Origin of the sequence: Stenotrophomonas sp. GD03958 (genome assembly GCF_029839005.1) — a bacterium.
Classification (GTDB): Bacteria; Pseudomonadota; Gammaproteobacteria; order Xanthomonadales; family Xanthomonadaceae; genus Stenotrophomonas; species Stenotrophomonas hibiscicola.
Genome location: NZ_JAOBZT010000013.1, coordinates 44,914 through 66,057, shown reverse-complemented (window position 1 = coordinate 66,057; position 21,144 = coordinate 44,914). Strand labels below are relative to the sequence as shown.

The following is a 21,144-nucleotide window of genomic DNA, read 5'->3' as shown; positions in this document are numbered from 1 at the left end:
CCGACTGTAGAACTGCCGCGCGGGTGCGGCGTTGATCTGGATCAAGGCGGGCCGGTCAGGGCAGAGCAGGCTCGCGGGGGCGCAGCGGGCTGGCCACCGTGGTGCAGCTGACCCGGTTGCGGCCACCGGCCTTGGCCAGGTACAGCTGGCGGTCGGCCTCGGAGATCAGCCGGTGCAGCGCATCGCGCTGCGGACGCAGGCAGCACAGGCCGATGCTCACGGTCATGCGCAGGGTAGCGCTGCCGATGTCCACTTCCAGCGCAGCGATGCGCTGGCGCAGTTCCTCGAAGTACAGCAGCGCCTCGTCCTGTTCCATGTCCGGCACCAGCAGGCAGAACTCCTCGCCACCGAAGCGTGCGATCAGGTCCTGGCTGCGTGCATGTGCGGCCACCGCGCCGGCCACCGAGCGCAGCGCATCATCGCCGGCCTCGTGGCCGTGGGTGTCGTTGATGTGCTTGAAGTGGTCGATGTCGATCATCGCCACCGCCACGCACTGGCCATGCAGCTGCAGCTGTGGCAGCTGGCGCTGGCTCTGTTCCAGGAAGAAGCGTCGGTTGGGCAGCCCGGTGAGGAAGTCGCGGGTGGCCAGATCCTGCAGAGTGCCGATCAGCTCCAGCTGGTCCACGTTCTGCGAGACGCGGCAGAAAAACTCCTCGCGCGAGAACGGCTTGCGCAGGAAGTCGTTCGCACCGTTCTTAAGGAAGCGTGGGATCAGCGAGGCATCGGTATTGCCGGAGATGCCGATCACCGCCACCTTGTCGCGCGAGCGCAGGGTACGCAGGCGGCGGGTGAACTCCACGCCCTGCATGCCGGGCATTTCCTGATCGACCACCGCCAGGCGGATTGCCGGATGCGCCTCGATGGCAGCCAGGCCCTCGTTGCCGTCGGCGGCTTCATGCACCTCATGGCCGTACATGCGCAGCAGGGCCGCAGCGTAGCCACGCGCAGACGGCGAATCGTCCACCACCAGCGCGGCGATGCGGCGGTTGCGTTCCAGCCGCTGCACCAGCCACACCAGGTAATCGATGCTGCCGGGGGTGTTCTTCAGCACGTAATCGATGATCTGCTGCTGCAGCACGCGCTTGCGCAGGTCCTCGTCGTACACGCCGCTGACCACCACCGTTGGCAGGTCGCGCTTCAGGAAGAACTCGACCACCGCATCACGGTCGCCGTCGGCCAGCACCAGCCCGGTCAGCACCAGGAACCAGCCGCCACCTTCGCCGAGCAGGCGATCGGCCTCGGCGAGGGTGGAAGCGATCACCACCGGCAGTTCCAGACGCTGTTCGATGGCTTCGCGCAGCATGCCGGTGAACGCACGGGAATTTTCGACCAGCAGGATCCGCTGTGGCAGGGGATCGGCCAGGTCGCCATCGACGGCGGCCTGCGGCAGGACGGGCATGATGCGGTGGCTCACGAAGGAGGGCTCGGCACGGATAGCGGCGGTTTCGGGTGTAACTTTAGCGGCGAACGTTGCGCGCCGCGCCAGATTCCGTGTCAGGCCGCCGCGGGCGCCGCGTGGGTGATCGATTCATGCAGGACCAGTCGCAGCCGGTTGCCCCGGCAGTGAACTGTACCGCCGTAGGCAAGCATTCGACCGGCCAGGCGCTCGACGGCCTGGTCGGTGGTGGGTGCCGACAGCGTGCAACCACGGTCGAGCAGGCTCACGACAGCAACGACGCCGCGACGTCCGCCCGCCCGGCCACTTCGGGCACGCACGCAGACCTGCCCGGTCTCCAGCTCCAGCAGCAGTGACACCGCCTCGATCAAGGAGCGGTAGATGGCCAGTTGCAGATCCACGGACAGCAGGCAGGGGTTCCCCGCCAGCCTGGGCGGAATGACGCGATGCGTGTTGTTCCAGATCTCGCATGCGCCGCCTGCGTGCAGGGCGATGTACAACCCGACCTGCTCCAGTCCGGTGGGGTAGACCATGCTGGCCTGCTCGCGGAACAGGCGTGAGTGCACGGATGACGCGTGTTGCAGGCTGTTCGCCACGGCATGATGGCCCTGAGCCTTCAGCCAGCTGACCATCTCGCTGAGCGAACTGTCCATGCTCTCGCCCAGATGCTTCAGATGGGCGGCCCGTTCACGCAGCTCGCGCTCGCTGGTCTGGTGGGAGCTTCGTGCCAGGCGCAGGGCGTTCCTTTCAGCCTGCCAACGGGCCCGCGCGCGTTGATGGTGATAGCTGATGCTGGATCCGAGCGCGAGCAACGCGACGCTGATCACAGCCATGTTCTGTTGGGTGGCGAACGTACCGAGGTCGAAAGAGGAGGGCAGGCCGGTGCTGGGCGTAGCGCCGTGGAGTGGGAGATTCAACAGCGGAATTGCGATGGCAGCGCCGCGCCAGCCATGCATGAAGGTCAGGGCGATGGCAGGCAGGGCCGACAGAAGGACAAGATGTGTGCTGGTGGTATGGGCGCTGCTGTCCGTCAGTTGCATGCCTAGCCCCAGTATCAGCATCGCCAGGATCGCCGCAGCTGTAAGCGCGACAAAGCGAGTGCTCCAACTGGGATCCACGTGCCGCTGCGCCCAAAGGAAGGCCAGTGGGAGCAGGGTAATGATGGCCGCGAAGTGACCAAAGATCGTTCGGTCGACCGCGTCCAGCAGGTTGCTCGGCGGAGGATTCGACCAGAGGACATATGAAATGCTCAGGTTGAGAGCCGGGACGAACAGTGCCGTGCAGATCGACAACGACAGCAGCCAGAGGCCGGTGGCTGCGTCGGACGGCATTCTCCTGAGGTGAAGGTGGACTACCAGCATCGCCATCGGCATCAGAAGCGTCGAGGCCAGAATGACCCAGGCCAAGCCATAGCTGTCGATCATGGGGATGCGCAGTGTTGCGAAGTATGCGTACTCCCCCAGCAAAAGGTAGGGCCACAAGCGGGACGGGACGATCAGCAGTGCTGCTGCCCGGATGCCTGCGGGCAGGAAGAACTGATCAAGCGAGAATTGGCGCGAGGCGAGGCAGCTCAAGGCATAGGCGGCCGCGAGTGTGATCCCGACCGGCCGGATCCGGAAGCTCAGTTCAATTGCCTTCTTGAATCGGTCCAAAAACAAGCCTCCTTTGCTCGCGCTCAGCTACCGCTGGCCCGCTACTGGAAACTATCCACTAGATCGTCGCAGGCGCAATCAGCATCCTCCTTCTTCTGCAGATGACATGGTGCGGGCATGGTGTGCAGGAGGGGGCGAATGGAACTAAATCGTCCGGATTATCCGTCAATCACTTTGTTGTGGCGGGAAGACGCTACTATCGTTTTGAGGTTGTCTGCTCTTATCCCGACCAGGAGGTCATTGTGCGATCCATATTTGTTGGTGTTGTAGCCGGGGCAACATTGTTCGCCGCAGCTCCGGTATTCGCGGGTGATAAAGGGGGCGGTGACTACCACGGCAGTCCCTTGGCAAGTGCCGCAGTTTCGAAGGCAGGCCTTGGTGAGACCAACCCTGCTGCCGCAGACATCAGCGCCGATCCCGCTTGGCAGGTGTATGCCTTCCAACGCGATGGCATGGTCTACCTGCAGGTCAACGATCTGACCGGTCAGGTGAAACTGATCATCGGCAATGCCGCGGGTGCGTACTTTGCATTGCCTGCCGGCAAGTCCGCAGCACTTGTTTCGCTTCCCGGTCAGCGACTCACTGTCCCATCCGGTGCAAAGCGTTCCGAGGTGTATCGTGCGCAGGACGTGGTACTGGTGCGGTATGCCACCGCGGATGGCGAAATCTGGTCTGTCGAAACACCGTAGCGCCCGGACCGGAGGGCTTGAGGCGTGCGAGCGATCAAAACCGCTTGCACGTTTCTGCGGTCACGCTCAGGGGGGGGGGATGCCCGCTATCGAAACAGAAGTCAGTAGACCTTGTCGTTCAAGCCTGAGCGCGTGAGGGACCCGCTTCGAGTCCCGAAAGGCTGTTCCGGGCATCTGATGAAAAAGCATCCAGAGGAGCGGCTGTACCCGTTTCCTTCATTGCCAGCACGATGCGATTTCGGTTGCATTTCAGTGTGCCGCCGTAGGCAAGCGTCCTGCCGGCCAGTCTTTCCATCGCGGCGGCGACGGTCGTGTCCGAAAGGCGTTGATGTTGATCCAGCATTGACACCGCTATCAGGATTCCACGATGCGAACCCATCCGTCCGCAACGCGCCCGCACGTGGATCTGTCCCGTTTCACCCTGGATCAGCAGTGACACCGCATCTATCACAGTGCGGTAGGCAGCAAGCTGCAGTCCGACACTGAGTTGACAGGGGTCGCCAAGCAACGACGGATTGGCTACGCGGGCCGTTTTTTCCCATGCTTCGCGAACGCCACCTGCTCGTAGGGCAACATAAAGGCCGAGCTGCTCCAGGGTGGTCGGATAAATCATGCTTGTCTGCTCGCGGAACTGGCGCGAATGAATCGACGCCACATGTACAAGGCTCTCCGCAATCGCATGATGGCCTTGTGCAGTAAGCCAGTTGATCACCTCGTCAAGCGCATGATCTATGCCATCCCCAAGCTTCCGCAGATGCAACGCGCGTTCGCGGAGATCCAGCTCACTGGCGACATGGGAGCTCCGAGCAAGTCTGATGGCATTTTTCTCGCCGACCTCCCGCAGTCGATAACGGTGATAGTAGTGAGTGATTCGGGAGCCCAGTATGAGCAGTGCTGCGCCCGTGACGGCCATGATCTGCTGGGTTGCGAACGATGCAGGATCGAATGACTCAGGGTGAGACGAGGGTGTTGTCAGACCGATAATCATGTTCAGGGTCGGTACGCCGATGGCGGCGCCCCGCCACCCATACACGCATGTGAGAAGAACGGCGGGAAGCGCCATGAGGAGTTGCAGGGATACTTTTGTCGTCACTGCATCAGCAGGTACGTCCGCAGCCCAAAGGCCGAACACGACCATCAGCGCAAGTGCTCCTGCCATCTGTGCGATATCCCGTTTTCGGACCTGCACTTCAGCCTTGCCTCGCGACCACAGCAGCACAAGCGGCGCAAACGTGAGTATGCCGATGAAGTCACCTACTACCAGGCGGACGATTCCGGTCAGCAGCGGAAAAGCGGGAGGTGTTGGCCAGAGGGAGTTCGCCAGAAGCAGGTTGATCAGTGTGACGGAAACTGCAGCGAAGGCAGCAATCGAGATGAGCCAAGCGTTCTTTACTGCCGAGATTACATTGCGATGGAGATAGACGATCGTCATTACAACCGGCATCTGGAAGACCGAGCCGAGAATGACCCATGTCAGCCCGTACCGTTCGATCATCGGCACTCGCATCTGTGCGAAATAGGCGTACTCGCCCAGCAGGAGATAGGGCCAAAGCCGAGGAGGACAGAGTAGTACCGCAGCCACGCGTACACCAGCGGGCAGATAGAACTGATCAAGGGACAACTGGCGGGTGGCCCAACAGGCAATGGCATACAGCACAGCCAGGGCAAGTCCTGCCGGATGGATGCGCAACTTCAGCTGCAGGCCTTCATTCCACCAGTTCAATCGCACTACCCCTTCACAGTACGTTCCCTGTCAGCATCCATTCGCCGCGGGACCCGGTCCTTACCGACGGTATCGACACGCGTTCGATTATGCAATCACCTCAGCGCAGCGCCGGGCAAGTGAGAAAATCATCACATGATTTCCCGTGGCGACGGGTTTCACAGTTTCCGAGGGAGCTGACTTGGTGTGATCCCTGATCAGCTCACCACAACGCATCCCGCAGCTTGTACCACGACATCGCCGCTACCAGCAGCGGCGTGCGCAGCAGCCGGCCGCCAGGGAAGGGGGCATGCCGCAGGCGCTGGAACACGTCCAGGCGCTCACGCTGGCCTGCAATGGCGGCGGCGATCACCTCACCGGCCAGCCCGGCGGCGGCCACCCCATGGCCGGAGAACCCCTGCGCGAAGTACAGATTGCCGTCCAGCCGGCCCCAATGCGGGGCGCGGTTGCGGGTAATGTCCACATAACCGCCCCAGACCTGCTCCAGTGGCACGTCGGCCAGCTGCGGGAACACCTGGTGCATGCGCCGCTGCATCACCCCGCGCAGGCCGGGTGGGGGCAGTGCTGAATAGCTGGCACGGCCACCAAACAGCAGGCGATGGTCGTGGCTGAGACGGAAGTAATCCAGTGCCCAGGCGGTGTCGGCCACGGCCATGTTGTTGCCGATCAGGGCGCGGGCGCGTTCGGCACCCAGTGGTGCGCTGGCGCCGATATAGGTGCCGACCGGCATGATCCGCCGTTCCAGCTCGGGCAGCAGGCCCTGCAACCAGGCGTTGCCGGCCACCACCAGATGCGCAGCGCGCACGCTTCCCTGCGTGGTATGCAGGGTGGGCTGCGGTCCGCGCTGCACGCGGGTCACTGCGGAGTTCTCATGGATCACCGCGCCGGCCGCACGCGCCGCATCGGCCAGTCCGCGGGCATAGGCCAGGGGCTGCAGATGCGCGCTGAGCGGATCGAACATCGCGGCGCGGTAGCGTGGGCTGTCCAGCTGTGCGCGCAGGGCATCACGGTCCCACCACTGCATGGGGTAGTCGTAGTGGCGTTGCAGATGCTCGCAGTTGGCCTGCAGGTCGCGCTCATGGCGTTCGCGGATGGCGACGCTGGCGTGGCCTTCCACCCAATGACAGTCAATGCCGTGCCGATCGATGCGTGCGCGCATCGCCTGCACCGCGTCGCGTGACCAGTCGAACAGGTGGCGCGCATCATCACGACCGAGCTGACGCTCCAGTTCGTCCACCTCGCAGCCATAGCCGACCAGCGCCTGGCCACCGTTGCGACCGGACGCGCCCCAGCCGATCCGCTGCGCGTCCAGCACCACCACGCGCTGGCCGCGCGTAGCCAGTTCCAGGGCTGCGGTCAGGCCGGTATAGCCGGCGCCCAGCACCGCGACATCGGCCTGCACATCCCCCCGCAACGAGGGCAGTGCGGGCGGTTCGGGCAGGCTGGCGGCGTACCAGCTGGGCGGGAAGGCGGCGCTCACCGCAGGCCTCGCGGGCGCAGTGCGGGAGGGGGGAGCGGGGGAGGACGATCAGCATTCACCCGCGTAGTTTCGCCGATGCGTGACAGCCATGGTGTGACGGCGACGACTTGCCGCCTTCGCCGGGCGACGGGTAACGTGTCGGCACGTCAAGGAGTTTTTCCATGCGCCGCCTGCCCTGGGTGGGCCTGCCCACCGACAGTACCGTGCTCGGCCATCACCGCTTCGCGGCGGCCGGCGAGAAGTACGTGCACGCGCTGGCCGAGGCCGCCGAAGTGACCCCGGTGGTACTGCCGAGCCTGCAGCCTCCTTTGCCGGTTGGCGACTGGCTGCAGGGGCTTGATGGCCTGCTGTTGACCGGCGCGGTCAGCAACATCGAACCGCAGCACTACGAGGGCGGTCGCAGCTGGCCGGGCAATCTGCATGACCCGGCCCGTGATGCCAATGCGTTCGCGTTGCTGCGTGAGGCTTTGGCGCAGGATCTTCCGGTACTGGCGATCTGCCGCGGCTTCCAGGAACTGAACGTCGCGCTGGGTGGCAGCCTGCATCCGCAGGTACACGCGGTGCCTGGCCTGGCTGACCATCGCGAAGACCCGCAGGCGCCGGTGGAGGTGCAGTACGGACCGGCCCACGCGGTTACCCTGGTTGCCGATGGCTGGCTGGCGCAGTGGCACGGCAGCGACCGGGCGCAGGTCAATTCGGTGCACGGGCAGGGCATTGCCCGCCTCGCGCAGGGCCTGCAGGTCGAGGCCGTGGCCGACGATGGGCTGGTAGAAGCGGCACGCAGCCTGCACCATCGTTTCGTGCTCGGCGTACAGTGGCACCCGGAGTGGCGTGTCATGCAGGCGCCGTTCTATCACGCTATTTTCCGTGCGTTCGGCCAGGCTTGCCGGCAGCACCAACAGAACCGACTGGATTCCCGATGAGTTCCCGAACGCGCCCGCGCAAGACGGCCACGCCCCCCGCACCGCAGGAAAGCACGCTGCTGCGCTGGCTGAAGGAGCGGCGCATCACCGAGGTGGAATGCCTGGTGCCGGACATCACCGGCAACGCGCGCGGCAAGATCATTCCCGCCGACAAGTTCTCGCACGACTACGGCACGCGCCTGCCTGAGGGCATCTTCGCCACCACCGTCACCGGCGAGTTCCCTGACGATTACTACGAGCTGACCTCGCCGTCCGACTCGGACATGATGCTGCGCCCCGATCCGGACACGGTGCGCATGGTGCCGTGGGCGGCCGACGCCACCGCGCAGGTCATCCACGATTGCTACACCAAGAGCGGTGAGCCGCACGAGCTGGCGCCACGCAACGTACTGCGCCGCGTGCTGGCGGCCTACGCCGAGCTGGGCCTGCGCCCGGTGGTGGCGCCGGAGCTTGAGTTCTTCCTGGTGCAGAAGAACACCGACCCGGACTTCCCGCTGTTGCCACCGGCCGGCCGCTCCGGGCGCCCGGAAACCGCGCGGCAGTCGTACTCGATCGATGCGGTCAACGAATTCGACCCGATCCTCGACCTGATGTACGACTACGCCGATGCGATGAAGCTGGATGTGGACACGCTGATCCACGAATCCGGTGCGGCGCAGCTGGAGGTCAACTTCACCCATGCCGATGCGATGGACCTGGCCGACCAGGTGTTCCTGTTCAAGCGCACCATGCGCGAGGCGGCGATGCGCCACGGCGTGTATGCCACCTTCCTGGCCAAGCCGATGGAGAACGAGCCGGGCAGTGCCATGCACATCCACCAGAGCCTGGTGCGGATGAGTGACGGCAGCAACGTTTTTGCCGGTGATTCCGATGCCGAGGGCGCGTTCAGCCCAGTGTTCGGCCATTACCTGGGTGGCCTGCAGAAGTACGCGCCGCAGGCGATGGCGTTCTTCGCGCCGAACGTGAACTCCTACCGCCGCCTGGTGTTCGGCGAGGTCTCGCCGAGCAATGTGCACTGGGGCTTCGACAACCGTACCTGCGGGCTGCGCGTGCCGCTGGATACGCCGGAAAACATGCGCGTGGAGAGCCGTTTCGCCGGCTCCGACGCCAACCCGTACCTGGCAATGGCGGCGACCCTGGCCTGCGGCCTGCTCGGCATCCGCGAGCGGCTGGCGCCGGACGCGCCGGTGACCGGCAGCGCGAAGGAACTGGGCTACAACCTGCCGCGCTCGCTGGGCGAGGCGCTGGACGGGCTGGAGCAGTGCAGCGAGCTCCAGGCCCTGCTGGGCGAGCGTTTCTGCCGCGCCTACATCTCGGTCAAGCGCAAGGAATACGAGACCTTTTTCCGCGTCATCAGCTCGTGGGAGCGCGAGTTCCTGCTGCTGAACGTCTGAGCATCCGGAATAGAAAAATCCGCCGCCGGGGGGTAGGCTGGCACCCGTCGCCGGCACCACCGGCCCCCCTTCCCGCATTCTGGAGCACCCGATGAAGCTGCGTATCCTCACGCTCGGCCTGGCCTCCGCCATGCTTGCCGCCTGTGGCGGTGGCAACGGCGGCGCGCAGGACAGCCAGGTCCTGAACGTCTACAACTACAGCGATTACATCGCCGAGGACACCATTCCGACCTTCGAGAAGGAGAGCGGGATCAAGGTGACCTACGATGTGTTCGACAGCGATGAGATGGTCGAGACCAAGCTGCTGGCCGGCAACAGCGGCTACGACGTGGTGGTGCCGACGCTGAACTTCTTCGGCCGCCAGATCCAGGCCGGCGTGTTCCTGCCGCTGGACAAGAGCAAGATCCCGAACCTGGCCAACCTCGATCCGGCGGTGATGAAGCGCATCGCCACCCAGGATCCGGGCAACCAGTACGGCGTGCCGTACATGATCGGCACCACCGGCATCGGCTACAACGTGGACATGCTGAAGCAGCGTTTCGGTGGCAGCACCGACATCGCCAACAGCTGGGACCTGGTGTTCAAGCCGGAGAACATCAGCAAGATGAAGGACTGCGGCGTGACCATCCTGGACACGCCGGCCGACATGATCCCGATCGCGCTGCATTACCTGGGCCTGGACCCGCACAGCGGCGACCCGGCCGAACTGCAGAAGGCGGCCGACCTGCTGAAGTCGATCCGCCCGTACGTGCAGAATTTCCACTCCTCGCAGTACGTGGGTTCGCTGGCCAATGGCGGCACCTGCCTGGTGGTCGGCTGGTCGGGTGACATCATCCAGGCCCGCGACCGCGCCGAGGAAGCCAGCAATGGCGTGCACGTGGCTTATTCGATCCCGAAGGAAGGCGCCCCGCAGTGGTTCGACATGCTGGCGATCCCAAAGGACGCCAAGCATCCGGAAGCGGCGTACAGGTTCATCAACTACCTGCTGGAACCGAAGGTCGCTGCGGCCAACACCAACTTCATCCACTACGCCAACCCGATCCCGACCGCGACGCCGCTGGTGGACGAGGCGATCCGCACCGACCCGACCATCTATCCGCCGGCGGATGTTGCCGAGAAGATGTTCACCTACTCGATCAACACGCCGGAGACCGACAAGCTCTACACCCGGCTGTGGACCGAGGTAAAGACCGGCCGCTGAGCCGGTCTGGCGCCGTCGGGCCTTGCCCGGCGGCTCCCTTAACCTGCGCCGAAGCCGGTACTCCCGCTTCGGCCAAGGTGCTGCAGGATGGCCGGCAGCAGGTCGCGTGCGTCGCGGCCGCCGTTGCACAGGAACGACGAACTCATCCGCTGCAGGTTGTGCATGCCGATGAAGAACAGCCCCGGCTGCGGGGAAACACCGAAGTCGCCAAGCGGATAGCCGTGTGCATCCAGCACGCCCTGCACGTCGAGCCAGGGCCATTCGGCGACGAAACCGGTGGCCAGCACCACCGAGCGGATGCCTGCGGCCTGCAGATCCAGTTCGCACGGAGACGGTTCCGGCTCCCAGTGCAGGTAGACCTCTTCGGGAATGTAGCGGGCATCGTCGGTGCGCGGTTCGGGCCGCGTGGCGTAGTACGCGCTGGCCAGCGAATCGAGATAGGCATATTCGGCCCGCGTCGCCTCGATCGCGGTGTGCAGCTGCGGGCGGACATCGGCGAAGCGGGCGGTGTTTCCGCTGAATTCCTGCAACCGGCCCAGCAACCTGATGCCTGCGCGGTGCATCGCCAACAGGCTGATCGAACTGCCCAGGCCGGCGCTTCCCTTGCCGGATATCAGCGGGAACTCCGCAGTGCGGGCCTTGCGCAGCGCGTCCGGCCCACCCGCCAGTACTCCCGCCGATTCGCTCACGTGCTGGTGGATGCGCCCGGCCATGTCCCACCAGGTCATCGAGTCCTTGCCGCGCAGCCGGCGGGTGTGCGAATGCCGCTGGGCCAGTGACCAGTACACGCTGCGACCACCGTCGCGCAGGTCCTGGGCGATCTGCGCGCCGGACTGGCCGCCGCCGATGACCAGCACCGCGCCCTCGGGTAGCTGGCCGGGACTTCGGTAGTCGCTGGAGTGCAACACGGTGAGGCCTGGTGCGGGCGCGAAGGGGGCCCGGGGCAACCGCGCCCGGCGGTATTCACCGGTGGCGACCACCACCGCCTGGGCATGGATCAGCCCCCGGCTGCTGTCGATGGCATAACCCCCGGACTCGGGCCCGACCCGATGGACCACGCACCCCTCGCTGATCGGCAATGCGCGCTCGTCGGCATAGTCGCGCAGCCGTCGGATCACTTCCGGGGCCCCCATGAACCCTTCCGGGTCATCCCCGGCATAGGCATGGCCATGAAGGGCCATGGTCGCGTTGGCGGTGTTGGTCTGGAACGAATCCCAGCGCCGCCGCCAGCTGGAGCCCACGGTTTCGGCCTCCAGCACGCGATGCTCGACGCCGGCCTCCTGCAGGAGTGCGCTGAGCGACAACCCGGCCTGGCCGGCGCCGATGATGACCAGCGGCAGCCTCGCAGGCAGGGAACTCGGCAAGCGGGGCGGGAAAGGGGAGGGGCTGTCCGGGGAAATCACCAGGGTCGGTCCATGCAAGGCCTAGATCCGGGGCATTGCGCGGGGAATGTCCCGGGCTTTCAATGGATCACGCTCTGAAAAATGTTGCAGATCGGGCCGCCGCCCGTGGTGCCTGGCCGGGACAGCCGTCCGGGCGTCGAGGAGAGCCCGGGCCTTCCGGCGGACAGGCCACCATGGCGGGGGAAAACCGACACTGCTCTAGCCCCCGAGGCCGGCCAACGGCCGCTTCCGCCTGCCTCCGTCATATCCCCTGCAGCCCCCGGCCGTTAGAATGGTGGCCGCTGTCCACCGCCCGCTCCCGGAGCCCCCATGCCCGTTGAAGCCCAGCCGGTAGCCGCCGTCGTCGACACGACCGGTGCGCCCGGCTATCTCTCCATTCGTGATTTGCGCAAGGAATTCGACGGTTTCGTCGCCGTCGACGACGTCAACCTGGACGTGCGCAAGGGCGAGATCTTTGCCCTGCTCGGTGGCTCCGGCAGCGGCAAATCGACCCTGCTGCGCTGCCTGGGCGGCTTCGAGACGCCCACCAAGGGCAGCATCACCGTCGATGGCCAGCGCCTGGACGCGCTGCCGCCGTACCAGCGGCCGGTCAACATGATGTTCCAGTCCTATGCGCTGTTCCCGCACATGACGGTCGAACAGAACATTGCGTTCGGCCTGAAGCAGGATGGTTTGGGCAAGGACGCGATCGGCAAGCGCGTCGGCGAGATGCTCGACCTGGTGCAGATGGGCCACCTGGGCAAGCGCAAGCCGCACCAGCTCTCCGGCGGCCAGCAGCAGCGCGTGGCGCTGGCGCGGTCGCTGGCAAAGGGGCCGAAGCTGCTGCTGCTGGACGAGCCGATGGGCGCGCTGGACAAGAAGCTGCGCTCGCAGATGCAGCTGGAACTGGTCAGCATCATCGAATCGTCGGGCGTGACCTGCGTGATGGTCACCCACGACCAGGAAGAAGCGATGACCATGGCCACCCGCATCGCGGTGATGGATGCTGGCTGGATCCAGCAGGTCGGCAAGCCGGACGAGGTCTACGAGCAGCCGGCCAACCGCTTCGTCGCCGAGTTCATCGGTTCGGTCAACCTGTTCGACGGGGTGATCGACGAGGACCTGCCCGAGTATGTCACCGTGCGCTCGCCGCTGTTCCCGGCACCGATCTACATCGCCCATGGCATCACCTGTTACGAAGGGCAGCCGGTCGCGTTCGCGCTGCGCCCGGAGAAGGTGATGATCGGCAAGGACGAGCCGGAAGGGCACACCAACAAAGCGCAGGGCGTGATCGAGGACATCGCCTATTTCGGTAGCCATTCGGTCTACCACGTGCGCCTGCCCAGCGGCGCCAAGGTGCTGGCCAATTTCGCCAATTCGCAGCGCTGGGCCAGCGATGGCCTGACCTGGGGCGACAGCGTGTGGGTGCACTGGCGCGACAACGACGGCGTGGTGCTGACCTCATGAGCGTCGCCGGCCTGAAGCGCTGGCTGCCGGGGCTGCGTGCCACGGTGATCGGCATTCCGTACCTGTGGCTGCTGCTGTTCTTCGCAGTGCCGTTCCTGATCGTGCTGATGATCAGCTTCTCGCTCAGCCGGGTCGGCTCGCCGCCGTATACCTGGCTGCTGCAGTACGCCGACGGCGGTTTCTCGCTGAAGCTGAACCTGGAAAACTACCTGGCGCTGTTCCGCGATTCGATCTATGCCCAGGCGTTCCTGAGCTCGATCAGGATCGCGGCGATCTCCACCTTCTTCACCCTGCTGATCGGCTATCCGATGGCCTATGCCATCGCGCGCCTGTCGCCCGCCGCTCGCAACGTGGCGATGATGCTGGTGGTGCTGCCTTCGTGGACCTCGTTCCTGATCCGCGTGTATGCGTGGAAGGCGATCCTGGACCGCAATGGCCTGCTCGACCAGTTCCTGCAGTTCACCGGCCTGCAGACGCTGATGACGTCGATGGGCCTGCCGAAACTGCAGCTGATCGACACCCCGACCGCCGCCTACATCGGCATCGTCTACTGCTATCTGCCGTTCATGGTGCTGCCGCTGTACGCCAACCTGGTCAAGCATGACCACCGCCTGCTGGAAGCGGCCTACGACCTCGGTGCCAAGCCGTGGCAGGCGTTCCTGCGCATCACGTTGCCGTTGTCGAAGGCGGGCATCATCGCCGGCTGCATGCTGGTGATGATCCCGGCGGTGGGTGAATTCGTGATCCCGGAAATGCTTGGTGGTTCGGAGACACTGATGGTCGGCCGCCAGCTGTGGAACGAGTTCTTCAACAACCGCAATTGGCCAGGCGCCTCGGCGATGGCGGTGGCGATGATCCTGTTGCTGCTGGTGCCGATCCTGCTTTTCAACCGTTCCCAGCAGCGCCTGCTGGAAGGGAAGCAGGCATGAGTCCGCGCACCGCCAAGGGCCTGGGGCTGGGCGTGCTGCTGCTGGGCTTCGCCTTCCTGTACCTGCCGATCCTGCTGTTGATGTTCTATTCGTTCAACAGCTCGCGGCTGGCGATGGTCTGGGCCGGGTTTTCCACCCGCGCCTACAGTGACCTGTTCGCCGACCGCGCGCTGATGGAGGCGATGTGGACCAGCCTGGTGGTGGCGTTCTGGACCGCCTGTACCGCCACCGTGCTGGGCACGCTGGCGGCGATGGTGATGACCCGTTTCAAGCGCTTCCGCGGCAAGCCACTGTTCGGGGCGCTGGTCACCGCGCCGCTGGTAATGCCGGACGTGATCCTGGGCTTCTCGCTGATGGCGCTGCTGGCATCGATGGGCGCGATTCCCGGCTTCCCGGCGCGTGGCCTGGCCACCATCTGGATCGCGCACGTGACCTTCACCCTCTGCTTCGTCACCGTGGTGGTGTCCTCGCGCCTGCAGGAAATGGACCTGTCGCTGGAAGAAGCGGCGATGGACCTGGGCGCCAGCCGGTTGACCGTGTTCACCCGCATCACCCTGCCGATCATCGCGCCGGCGCTGGTGGCGGGTTGGCTGCTGGCCTTCACCCTGTCGCTGGATGACGTGGTCGTGGCCAGCTTCGTGGCCACGCCGGGCTCGACCACGCTGCCGATGAAGGTGTTCGCCTCGGTGCGCATGGGCATCAGCCCGAAGATCAACGCATTGGCCACGCTGCTGGTGTCGGCAGTGTCGATCGCTGCGGTGATCGGCTGGTACATCAATGCCCGCGCCGAGAAACGGCGCCAGCGCGACCTGCAGCTGGCGCGGCAGGACAACGGCTGAGCACACGGTCCGTCGACAGCGCCGGCAACACCCGGCTCACGGACAGCGGCGCACAATGGGGGTCTTCCAGATGGAGATCCCCCATGACCGTCGAGATCATCGACCCGGCCAACGGCCAGGTGACCTACCGCCATGAACTGATGGGCGCTGCCGACATCGAGCAGCGCCTGCAGGCCGCCGCCGATGCCTTCCCCGGCTGGGCCGAGCGTTCACTGCAGGAACGCGGCGCGATCCTGCGCCAGATCGCCGCGCAGCTGCGCGCGCGCCGCGACGATCTGCAGCAGGCGATGACCCATGAGATGGGCAAGCTCAAGGCCGAGGCGCTGGCCGAGGTCGACAAGTGCGCTGCCGCCTGCGAGTACTACGCCGACCACGCCGCCGACTATCTCAAGCCGCAGCTGATCGACACCGAAGCCCAGCGCAGCTACGTGCGTTACGAGCCGATCGGCTGCGTGTTCGCGGTGATGCCATGGAACTTCCCGATCTGGCAGGTGTTCCGTTTCCTCGCCCCGGCGTTCATGGCTGGCAACGTGGCCCTGCTCAAGCACGCCAGCAACGTGCCGCAGTGCGCCGACCTGATCCTGGCGGTGTGTCGTGACGGCGGCCTGCCTGATGGCGTGTTCGACGTGCTGCACATCGACAACGACCAGGCTGCCGAGGTGCTGCGCGACGCACGGGTGAAGGCGGTGACACTGACCGGCAGCGAACGGGCAGGGCGCTCGATCGCGTCCACTGCAGGCAGCCAGCTGAAGAAGTCGGTGATGGAGCTGGGTGGCAGCGATGCCTTTGTGGTACTCGACGATGCCGACCTCGACAAGGCCGTGGCGGCGGCGGTGAAGTCGCGTTTCGACAACAGCGGCCAGACCTGCATCGCGGCCAAGCGCTTCATCGTGGTCGAGGCGGTGGCCGATGAGTTCACCCGTCGCTTTGTGCAGGCGGCGGGCGAGCGCCAGTACGGCGATCCCGATAAGCCGGGCACCACGCTGGCACCGATGGCTCGCGCCGACCTGCGTGACGAACTGCACAAGCAGGTGCAGGCCAGCGTGGCCAAGGGCGCGCGGGTGCTGATCGGTGGTGAGCCGATAGCCGGCACCCATGCCGGCTATCCGGCCACGGTGCTCGACCAGGTCGGCCCGGGCATGCCGGCGTATGACGAGGAGCTGTTCGGGCCGGTGGCCGCGGTGATCCGGGTCAAGGATGAGGCCGAGGCACTGCGCGTGGCCAACGACACCCGCTTCGGCCTGGGCGGCAGCGTGTGGACCGGCGATCCGGTACGCGGCGAGCGCTTCGCGCAGCGCATGGAATGCGGTGCGGCGTTCGTCAACGCCATCGTCAAGAGCGACGCGCGGCTGCCGTTCGGCGGCAGCAAGCAGTCAGGCTTTGGTCGGGAGCTGGCTGACCATGGCATCCATGAGTTCATGAACATCAAGACCGTCTACGTGGCTTGATCCCGAGCGGTAGTGCCGGTCGCTGGCCTGCATTGCCCTGATTGCCGGCCAGCGGCCGGCACTACCAGAAGCGGGTCATGTGCCACCACCAACGGTCGGGGCCTGCTGATTCGGTGGCTATCGACCGTTGATCGATGCGCTACAGCCAGCCCGAGCGCTTGAACAGCCGGTACAGCCCTACGCAGACGCCGCCCACGCCAACGATCATCAGTGGGTAGGCCCACGGTTGGCTCAGCTCCGGCATGTGGCTGAAGTTCATGCCGTACCAGCTGGTGATCAGCGTCGGCGCCGCCAAGAGTGCGGCCCACGCACCCAGCCGCTTGACCGTCTCGCCCTGCGCCAGTGTCACCAGCGAAAGGTTCACGCTCAGCGCGGTGCCCAGCATCTCACGCAGGGTGTCGATCACATCGCTGATGCGCACCGCATGGTCATGCACGTCACGCACGTACAGCTTCACTTCGTCCGGGATCAGTTCGCCCTGGTAGCGGCGCAGCTGCGCAAGCACGTCCTGCAGTGGCGCCACTGCCATGCGCATCTTGTTCAGTTCGCGCTTGAGCTCGTACAGGCGCACCACGGTGCTGCGCTTGTAATTCTCGGCGAAGATGTCCTTCTCCAGCAGGTCCAGGGTATCGCGGAAGCGGTGCACGATCGGCAGGTAGTTGTCGACCACGAAGTCGGTCACCGCATACAGGCAGTACGACGGGCCCATTTTCAGCAGCTGCGGCTCGCGCTCGACGCGTGCGCGCACTGGCGCGTAGGACAGCGAGGCGCCGTGGCGCACCGTCACCAGGAAGCGCGGGCCGAGGAAGGCATGGGTTTCGCCATACTGGATGCGCTCGTCGACCATCTGCGCGGTGGTCACCACCACGAACAGCGAATTGCCGTAGGTCTCGACCTTGGGCCGCTGGTGTGCGTTGCGCGCGTCTTCGATGGCCAGGTCATGCAGGCAGAATTCTTCCTGCAGTTTCAGCAGCACATCGTCGTTGGGATCGTACAGGCCGACCCACACGAAGCCATTGCCACTGGCGATGACATCGCTGATGGCGTCCAGGCTGATGTCGTGGCGCTTGCCCTCGTCATCGTAGTGGACGCAGTTGATGACGCAGGTAGGGTTGGCCGAAGCCGGGGCGGAAGCGGAGGCGGGCAATGACATGCCCGCCATCGTGCGTCAGGGCCGTGTTTCGGACAAGTGAGGACGGCGCCCCAGCACCCACGCCAGGGCCGCGTGCACCGGCAGCAGCAGCACGATCCACTGCACGTTGTACTGGGCCTGCAGGCTCAGCCAGTGCAGCACCAGTGCGGCCACCGCCTGTACCGCCAGCAGCCACAACATGATGCTGAACATGCGCCCCGGCAGGCGCCGGCGCAGCAGCGCGATCGCACCGGGCAGCAGCAGCACGGCCAGCGGCGAAAGCAGCAGCAGGTTGCGGTTTGCCCACGCGGCGTAGTGGATGCTGAAGCCCCACAGGAACACCAGCACGCCACCCAACAGAGCGCACAGCAGCCAGAACGGCAGTGCCAGCCCGGCCAGCAGGCGCGGGCGGTTGCGCAACGCCAGCACGCCAGCAGCGATCACCAGGCCGCACAGCAGCCACGGCCACCAGCGGCGTGCGAACTCCTTCGGCTCCGGATCGATGCGGTGCGGCAACAGTTCCTGTTCGGACTGCACCAGCGGCCGGCCATCGCTGTTGCGTGCCTGGCGCAAGGCATCGGCCAGGCGCATCGGGACGAACGCTTCCTGCCAGCGCGACAGCGGCTGGTCGGCGAACGGCCCCAGGCCCACATCGAAGCCCAGCCACATCCATGGTGCCGGCGAGGCCAGACGGACCGATTCACTGCGATAGGTGTTGCCACGCGAGCGCCCCGACAGCTGCGACTGCAGGCCACCACCCAACGCCTTGTCGAGGGTGTCGCGCACCATCGTGGCGCAATTGGCGGTGTAATAGTCGTAGTGGTAGCGCGCGTTTTCCGGCTTGGCCCGCTCGGCAAGGTCAGCGGCCAGCGCACGCGCCTGGTCCGGGCGCAGGTCCAGCCATTGCACGCTGGCACCGCGGCCGGTCTCGTCGTAGTACGACAGGTCCTGCTGCAGCGGCAGCGCCACCAGGTAATACATCATGTCGCCACGTGCGAAGCGGCTGATGAAATCGTCCTCGGAGGGGTCGAAGTAGCCGAAGTTGTACGAGGTTGCGTCTCCGCTGAGCGGATCGACCACCACGATGGCGTCATGGCCGAAGCGTTCGAAGAACACCGTGCCCGGCTGCATGGTCACCACGCCGATGCGCGGAGCAGGGGCTTCAGCGCTGGCCGCGGGCAGGGCAGGTGTGGCCGGCGCCGGCTGCGCGAAGGCGGCCAGCGGCAGGGCCATGGCCAGCACGTAGAGTGCCAGCCACACCATGAGGATCAGGCCGCGGCGCTTCAAGCGTCGTCCTGCGCGTCCGGCGGCAGCACGGTCACGTGGAAGGCCTGTACCCGGCGCGCATCGGCGCGGGCCACGCGGAACATGAAGCGGTCCAGCGCCAGCTCGTCACCGACTTCCGGCAGGTGGCCCACGGCCTCGGTGACCAGGCCGCCGATGGTGTCGTAGTCCTCGTCGGAGAACGTCGCGCCGAAACGCTCGTTGAAGTCGCCGATCGGGGTCAGCGCGTCGACCACGTACTGGCCGTCGGACTGGATCGCGATCTGCGCTGACGGATCCTCGGCCTCGTCATGCTCGTCGTCGATCTCGCCGACGATCTGTTCCAGCACGTCCTCGATGGTGACCAGGCCGGCGACACCGCCGTACTCGTCCACCACGATGGCCATGTGGTTGCGCGACAGGCGGAACTCCTTCAGCAGCACGTTGAGCTTCTTCGCCTCCGGAATCAGCACTGCCGGGCGCAGCAGCTCGCGTACGTTGGCCGGGCCGTTGTCGGCGACCACGCCGCGCAGCAGGTCCTTGGCCAGCAGGATGCCAAGGATGTCGTCCTTGTTCTCGCCGTGTACCGGGAAGCGTGAATGGCCGGATTCGACCACCTGCTTCATCAGTTCCAGGAAGGGCGCTTCAACCGGCAGCGAGACCATCTGCGAGCGCGAGATCATCACGTCGCCCACGGTCAGCTCGGCCACCGAAATGGCGCCTTCCATCATCTTCAGGGTATCGGCGGCGATCAGACCCTCTTCCTGCGCGGTGTGCAGGACAGCGACCAGCTCGTCGCGGGTATGGGGTTCGCCGGAGAAGGCGGAGGTCAGGCGTTCAAGCCAGCCGCGCTTCTTTTCACTGTGCTCCGCAGGGGAGCTACTACTGTCGTCTTCTGACATCTCTGGAAAAAAGGCACCCGGCATGCCGGGCGTTGACCCAAGTCTAGCAGGATGTGACGGCCTGTCAGTGACTGCCGGTGGCCGGGGTTGGGGCGGCCGCGGCCGGCTCCTCCTCGGGCAGGTCCAGGCTGTAGGTGCAGCCGGCCAGGGTCTTGCCCGGGTGGGAGGCCACGGTGGAGACGCTGAGGATGATCGACTCGATCTGGGCCTCGCCGGTCTTCGGGTCGGTCACGTCGCGGCTGACCAGCTCGCGGCCGGCCATGAACTTGCCGTCCTGGTCGTAGCCGGTCTCCAATTCCAGCCGTTTGGCCAGCGGGCGTGGGTCGGCCTGGTCGAGGACGGCCATGACGCTGGCGCCGGCCACCGCCACCCGATCGGTCTGTTGGCCGAAGACGGTGATCGGGCTGGCCAGCCGGAACTCGCTCATGAACTGGTTGCCCTGCGGCAGCGGCTGCAGGCCCTGGGCCACGGCCTTCAGCGGATCGGCCAGCAGCGGCGCCAGCGCGGCCTGCTCGGCCACCCCCTGGCGGCATTCGATCAGGGCCGGCAGGTCGACGCTGGAAGCGAAGGCGGATGGGACCGCAAGGGCACACAGCAGGGGCAGGCAGCAGCGCAGTGACACGGGCGGTTTCCGCAGGCGAAGGGCACCCATCATAGCTCCGGTGAGCGCCTGAACAGCCCGCTGAGAAGGCGCAGGAAACCGGTCATCGCCCGCCGCACGACCATCAGTGAGAGGGTAAGCACGACCGCGAGCATGGTGATCTGCATCGATTGCCCCGCGATGCGCACCACCGCCGGCCACAGGCCCGGGCTGGTCAGCCAGGGCAACATTTCCGATGCGGCTGTCCTGGCCACTTTCACGTAGATCACGGCCAGCACGAACAGCACCAGCAACGAGGTGCGGCTGGCATGGAAGAACGGAAGCGCGTTGACCGGCCTGCCAAGCCGCTGCTGCAGCAGCGTTCGCCACAGCACCGGCAGGGTCAAGGCACCGACCAGTATCAGCACCATCGACGTTTCCCACAGCCCGGGCAGGTGGACGGGTTCTGCTCTACCCGTGAGGTGGGGGCCGATCATGCCGGTCGCCAGCCCGGCCAGCAGGCACAAGGGCGAGAGCAGGGCCAGGCTGCGCAGCAGCCAGTGCCCGCCGCTGGGGTCGCGGGCGCTGATGCGGCGCACGGTGTACGCGCCCAGCACCAGCAGGCCTGCGAACAGGCCCGCACTCATTGCAATCGCCGTGAAGCTGTTTCCCGAGGTCATCCTTGGTTTCCTTGTGCCGCCATGCCAGGCGGCAAACAATTGCGCAGCGCGCGGACCGGCACCT

18 protein-coding genes are annotated in these 21,144 nt (G+C 65.7%); 8 read left to right on the top strand and 10 right to left on the bottom strand.

Annotation, left to right across the window (positions count from 1 at the left end):
• Positions 1-55: 55 nt before the first annotated feature.
• Positions 56-1,399 carry a diguanylate cyclase gene (locus N5C25_RS06345; protein WP_100448168.1) on the bottom strand — a complete coding sequence of 448 codons (1,344 nt, stop codon included), beginning with the start codon at positions 1,397-1,399 and terminating at the stop codon, positions 56-58.
• Positions 1,400-1,494: 95 nt separating this feature from the next.
• Positions 1,495-3,048 (bottom strand): MASE1 domain-containing protein, encoded by a 1,554-nt coding sequence (locus N5C25_RS06340; protein WP_279936618.1) that lies wholly within the window; start codon positions 3,046-3,048, stop codon positions 1,495-1,497.
• A gap of 122 nt (positions 3,049-3,170) precedes the next feature.
• On the opposite strand from N5C25_RS06340, the gene N5C25_RS06335 reads away from it, so the two are divergent.
• Positions 3,171-3,737 (top strand): hypothetical protein, encoded by a 567-nt coding sequence (locus N5C25_RS06335; RefSeq protein WP_279936617.1) that lies wholly within the window; start codon positions 3,171-3,173, stop codon positions 3,735-3,737.
• 118 nt (positions 3,738-3,855) lie between these two features.
• Here the strand turns inward: N5C25_RS06335 and N5C25_RS06330 are convergent, their stop codons facing one another.
• Positions 3,856-5,466 (bottom strand): MASE1 domain-containing protein, encoded by a 1,611-nt coding sequence (locus N5C25_RS06330; RefSeq protein ID WP_279936616.1) that lies wholly within the window; start codon positions 5,464-5,466, stop codon positions 3,856-3,858.
• Positions 5,467-5,662: 196 nt separating this feature from the next.
• Positions 5,663-6,901, bottom strand: a complete 1,239-nt coding sequence (locus tag N5C25_RS06325; protein ID WP_260832899.1) for an FAD-binding oxidoreductase — start codon at positions 6,899-6,901, stop codon at positions 5,663-5,665.
• Positions 6,902-7,101: 200 nt separating this feature from the next.
• Here N5C25_RS06325 and N5C25_RS06320 point away from each other — a divergent pair, with 200 nt between their 5' ends.
• The 3 genes from N5C25_RS06320 to N5C25_RS06310 all read left to right on the top strand — a co-directional run bounded on the left by N5C25_RS06320 (position 7,102) and on the right by N5C25_RS06310 (position 10,458).
• Positions 7,102-7,863 carry a gamma-glutamyl-gamma-aminobutyrate hydrolase family protein gene (locus N5C25_RS06320; protein WP_058979512.1) on the top strand — a complete coding sequence of 254 codons (762 nt, stop codon included), beginning with the start codon at positions 7,102-7,104 and terminating at the stop codon, positions 7,861-7,863.
• Positions 7,860-9,257, top strand: a complete 1,398-nt coding sequence (locus tag N5C25_RS06315) for a glutamine synthetase family protein (RefSeq protein WP_058979515.1) — start codon at positions 7,860-7,862, stop codon at positions 9,255-9,257. Before N5C25_RS06320 ends, N5C25_RS06315 begins: the two co-directional genes overlap by 4 nt.
• 91 nt (positions 9,258-9,348) lie before the next feature.
• Positions 9,349-10,458: a polyamine ABC transporter substrate-binding protein gene (locus N5C25_RS06310; protein WP_019659050.1), complete on the top strand. Its 1,110-nt coding sequence runs from the start codon at positions 9,349-9,351 to the stop codon at positions 10,456-10,458.
• Between the two features lie 38 nt (positions 10,459-10,496).
• On the opposite strand, the gene N5C25_RS06305 is transcribed toward N5C25_RS06310, so the two are convergent.
• A complete protein-coding gene (locus N5C25_RS06305) occupies positions 10,497-11,822 on the bottom strand; it encodes an NAD(P)-binding domain-containing protein (RefSeq protein WP_260832898.1) in 1,326 nt (441 codons plus the stop codon).
• Between the two features lie 348 nt (positions 11,823-12,170).
• Here N5C25_RS06305 and potA point away from each other — a divergent pair, with 348 nt between their 5' ends.
• The 4 genes from potA to N5C25_RS06285 all read left to right on the top strand — a co-directional run bounded on the left by potA (position 12,171) and on the right by N5C25_RS06285 (position 16,523).
• Complete coding sequence (gene potA / locus N5C25_RS06300; RefSeq protein ID WP_058979519.1) at positions 12,171-13,307, top strand: polyamine ABC transporter ATP-binding protein; 1,137 nt, start codon at positions 12,171-12,173, stop codon at positions 13,305-13,307.
• The gene (locus tag N5C25_RS06295; protein WP_021203561.1) at positions 13,304-14,236 is read left to right on the top strand and encodes an ABC transporter permease subunit; all 933 of its coding nucleotides are present in this window, start codon (positions 13,304-13,306) and stop codon (positions 14,234-14,236) included. Before potA ends, N5C25_RS06295 begins: the two co-directional genes overlap by 4 nt.
• Positions 14,233-15,075 carry an ABC transporter permease subunit gene (locus tag N5C25_RS06290; RefSeq protein ID WP_021203562.1) on the top strand — a complete coding sequence of 281 codons (843 nt, stop codon included), beginning with the start codon at positions 14,233-14,235 and terminating at the stop codon, positions 15,073-15,075. Before N5C25_RS06295 ends, N5C25_RS06290 begins: the two co-directional genes overlap by 4 nt.
• An 83-nt stretch (positions 15,076-15,158) precedes the next feature.
• Entirely contained in the window at positions 15,159-16,523 is a 1,365-nt protein-coding gene (locus tag N5C25_RS06285; protein ID WP_279936615.1) for an NAD-dependent succinate-semialdehyde dehydrogenase, read from the top strand.
• A 139-nt stretch (positions 16,524-16,662) separates the two neighbouring features.
• On the opposite strand, the gene N5C25_RS06280 is transcribed toward N5C25_RS06285, so the two are convergent.
• From N5C25_RS06280 to N5C25_RS06260, 5 genes are all read right to left on the bottom strand, one after another.
• Entirely contained in the window at positions 16,663-17,685 is a 1,023-nt protein-coding gene (locus tag N5C25_RS06280) for a magnesium and cobalt transport protein CorA (RefSeq protein ID WP_058979525.1), read from the bottom strand.
• Positions 17,686-17,691: 6 nt separating this feature from the next.
• Positions 17,692-18,942, bottom strand: coding sequence for a DUF4105 domain-containing protein (locus tag N5C25_RS06275; RefSeq protein WP_058979527.1), 1,251 nt, complete (start codon positions 18,940-18,942; stop codon positions 17,692-17,694).
• Complete coding sequence (locus tag N5C25_RS06270; RefSeq protein WP_005408827.1) at positions 18,939-19,820, bottom strand: transporter associated domain-containing protein; 882 nt, start codon at positions 19,818-19,820, stop codon at positions 18,939-18,941. Before N5C25_RS06270 ends, N5C25_RS06275 begins: the two co-directional genes overlap by 4 nt.
• A gap of 64 nt (positions 19,821-19,884) precedes the next feature.
• Positions 19,885-20,472, bottom strand: coding sequence for a hypothetical protein (locus N5C25_RS06265; RefSeq protein WP_279936614.1), 588 nt, complete (start codon positions 20,470-20,472; stop codon positions 19,885-19,887).
• Complete coding sequence (locus tag N5C25_RS06260; RefSeq protein WP_279936613.1) at positions 20,472-21,080, bottom strand: hypothetical protein; 609 nt, start codon at positions 21,078-21,080, stop codon at positions 20,472-20,474. Before N5C25_RS06260 ends, N5C25_RS06265 begins: the two co-directional genes overlap by 1 nt.
• Between the last annotated feature and the right edge of the window lie 64 nt (positions 21,081-21,144).

Bases quoted from the DNA above. Each gene is read 5' to 3' on its own strand.
- N5C25_RS06345 (WP_100448168.1), bottom strand. From the start codon at position 1,399: ATGCCCGTCCTGCCGCAGGCCGCCGTCGATGGCGACCTGGCCGATCCC.
- N5C25_RS06285 (WP_279936615.1), top strand. From the start codon at position 15,159: ATGACCGTCGAGATCATCGACCCGGCCAACGGCCAGGTGACCTACCGC.
- N5C25_RS06280 (WP_058979525.1), bottom strand. From the start codon at position 17,685: ATGGCGGGCATGTCATTGCCCGCCTCCGCTTCCGCCCCGGCTTCGGCC.
- potA (WP_058979519.1), top strand. From the start codon at position 12,171: ATGCCCGTTGAAGCCCAGCCGGTAGCCGCCGTCGTCGACACGACCGGT.
- N5C25_RS06270 (WP_005408827.1), bottom strand. From the start codon at position 19,820: ATGTCAGAAGACGACAGTAGTAGCTCCCCTGCGGAGCACAGTGAAAAG.
- N5C25_RS06310 (WP_019659050.1), top strand. From the start codon at position 9,349: ATGAAGCTGCGTATCCTCACGCTCGGCCTGGCCTCCGCCATGCTTGCC.
- N5C25_RS06295 (WP_021203561.1), top strand. From the start codon at position 13,304: ATGAGCGTCGCCGGCCTGAAGCGCTGGCTGCCGGGGCTGCGTGCCACG.
- N5C25_RS06265 (WP_279936614.1), bottom strand. From the start codon at position 20,472: ATGGGTGCCCTTCGCCTGCGGAAACCGCCCGTGTCACTGCGCTGCTGC.
- N5C25_RS06315 (WP_058979515.1), top strand. From the start codon at position 7,860: ATGAGTTCCCGAACGCGCCCGCGCAAGACGGCCACGCCCCCCGCACCG.
- N5C25_RS06290 (WP_021203562.1), top strand. From the start codon at position 14,233: ATGAGTCCGCGCACCGCCAAGGGCCTGGGGCTGGGCGTGCTGCTGCTG.
- N5C25_RS06260 (WP_279936613.1), bottom strand. From the start codon at position 21,080: ATGACCTCGGGAAACAGCTTCACGGCGATTGCAATGAGTGCGGGCCTG.
- N5C25_RS06320 (WP_058979512.1), top strand. From the start codon at position 7,102: ATGCGCCGCCTGCCCTGGGTGGGCCTGCCCACCGACAGTACCGTGCTC.